This is a genomic window from Rhodothermales bacterium (genome assembly GCA_013002345.1).
Classification (GTDB): Bacteria; Bacteroidota; Rhodothermia; order Rhodothermales; family JABDKH01; genus JABDKH01.
In genome coordinates this window covers 1-2,038 of record JABDKH010000253.1, presented here as the reverse complement: position 1 = coordinate 2,038, position 2,038 = coordinate 1, and the positions used below count along the sequence as shown (strand labels likewise).

Below are 2,038 nucleotides of genomic sequence, written 5' to 3'. Positions count from 1 at the left end.
CGGCAAGAACGGTTGCTTCCTGAAGAGGCGAGCTGATGTTCAGGAACAACAGCTAGACGACGGGATAAGGCCGGCCGATTCCGGCTATGGCGTGGAGCCCGACGGCTGTGAGGGGCGCCTCTATATTGGTAACGCGACGCCGGGAGAGCCAGAGCTCATTCAATCACCCACCGGGAATTACATGGCATTCTACGACGGCGTATACCAGTCCATTACCCGCGGTCTTCCGGAGCCCGTGCCAGCCGACGATGGTGTTCGCGTGATGCGGATCATCGACGCGGCATTCCGCAGCCATCGCGACGGTGCGGTAGTGCGCTGCTAGACCGGGTCGAGCGACGTCAGATCGGCGATGCGGATCGCGCGGCCTTCGTCGATACTCTTGCGGGCTGCAATGCCGATCAGCACGGACATTGCGCCGTCACGTACGTCGGCTGACAGGTCGAGGTCCGGTCGTTTGTCGATACCGCGGAATATTCGATCGAACATGACCTGGTCGCCGCCCCAGTGACCCCTGCGGACGTAGGGGATCAACTCGCGTTCGAATTCGTCGAAGTTCAGTTGTGTGACGATCTCGTGGTACTGCAACTCGGCTTTGGTATGGCTCGACTGATCCATCTCTTTAGCATGTAACAGTGACTGGTCCTGCTGTATCGCATCGAGCGAAGGCACGCCCTCCCAGGTTTCCATGCGACCCTTCGTGCCGTTGAAGGCGACGCGAAAACCCTCGTAGGGCGAGTACGTCGTCAGCGAGTAACTGACCTGCACGTCGTTTGCGTAGCGTATCTGTACGGCCATCTTGTCGAAGATGTCGATCTCTTTTCGCCACAGGCAGTTGTCGCGGATGTAGCCGTCGTAGCGCTCATTGGCGTGGTAAAGGTCCATCAGACGCTGATCTTTCGTCATGTCCCAGTGGTACTCGCACCTGTCCGTGTGCGGACAATCCATGCAGCGATCGCCGCGGAACGGGTTGTTGTGCCCGTAGTGTTCGAGGCCGCCATAGGCATGGACCTCGACGGGTTCGGAGTCGATCCACCAGTTGAGCAGGTCGAAATGATGCGCGGACTTGTGGCAAAGGAGCGTGCCTCCCTTGTCACGCAGGCCATGCCAGCGCCGGAAGTAGGACGCCCCGTGATAGGTATTCAGGTACCAGTTGAAATCGATCGACGTCAGGCGGCCAATCTTCTCGTCGAGCAGGTGTTCCTTGAGTCGGGAGAAGATAATGCCATTGCGGTAGTTAAGCGCGACGATCAGTTCGCCTTTCGAATCTTCGGCCGCGCCGAGGATCGCCTGGCACTTCGTCTCGTCCGTCGTCATCGGCTTTTCCGTAATGACGTCGAGCCCGGCATGCAGACCTTTGACGATGAACTCGTCGTGCGTCGAATCGACGGTCGTCACGATCACCAGGTCGGGCTTGGCCGCGCCGAGCATCGCGTCGAAGTCCGTGAACACGGGACAGTCGACGCCCATGTAGTTGAGCGCGTATTCGAGCCGGCCCGGGTTGATGTCGCAGAGTCCGACGTATTCGACGACGTCGCCGTAATTGTCGTTGAGGTGCTTGCCCCAAAAGCCGGTGCCGCGAACTCCGGTGCCAACGAGGGCAACACGTCGCTTCCCTTCTGAACCGAATAGCGGGGTCGATGCGAACAGTGCGCTCGCCGTGGAGGCGGTGATGAAGTCGCGCCGCGATAGTTTAGATTGGGTCATAGGCCTTTCCATTGATGGTTACGTTCTCGGCGACGAATCTTGAGACGTGCTCGACGATACCGACCTCATCTGCTCTCTCAACATCAACATCGATCAGTCGCAGGTCGCGAATCGGGTCCCGCTCGAAGCCGCGCACCTGGAAGACGCGCTGCGCGTTCCTGATCGACAGGTTATCGATGAGTATGTCCCGCACGATCGGATCGAAATCCCCTGCGTCGCCTTCCTCGTAGTAGTAATTAATGACGATGGCGTCCTGGACCTCGCCAACCGTGATATCCCGGTATCGCAGATGCTCGATTAGGCCGCCGCGTACCGAGTTGGTCTTGATGCGAAT

The 2,038-nt window shown here is 58.9% G+C and carries 3 protein-coding genes; 1 reads left to right on the top strand and 2 read right to left on the bottom strand.

What is annotated here, in order from left to right:
* The coding region (locus tag HKN37_12410; GenBank protein NNE47448.1) for an oxidoreductase at positions 1 to 322 on the top strand (322 nt) is incomplete at its 5' end.
* Here the strand turns inward: HKN37_12410 and HKN37_12405 are convergent.
* On the bottom strand, positions 319 to 1,704 hold the full coding sequence (locus tag HKN37_12405) for a Gfo/Idh/MocA family oxidoreductase (GenBank protein ID NNE47447.1): 1,386 nt from the start codon (positions 1,702 to 1,704) through the stop codon (positions 319 to 321). The genes HKN37_12410 and HKN37_12405 overlap by 4 nt on opposite strands.
* Positions 1,691 to 2,038 (bottom strand): glycoside hydrolase family 28 protein (locus HKN37_12400; protein ID NNE47446.1); only part of this gene is annotated, 348 nt, incomplete at its 5' end. The genes HKN37_12405 and HKN37_12400, both read right to left, overlap by 14 nt.

What these genes read in the sequence shown, in the direction of transcription:
- HKN37_12405 (NNE47447.1), bottom strand. Translation starts at nt 1,704, where the DNA reads ATGACCCAATCTAAACTATCGCGGCGCGACTTCATCACCGCCTCCACG.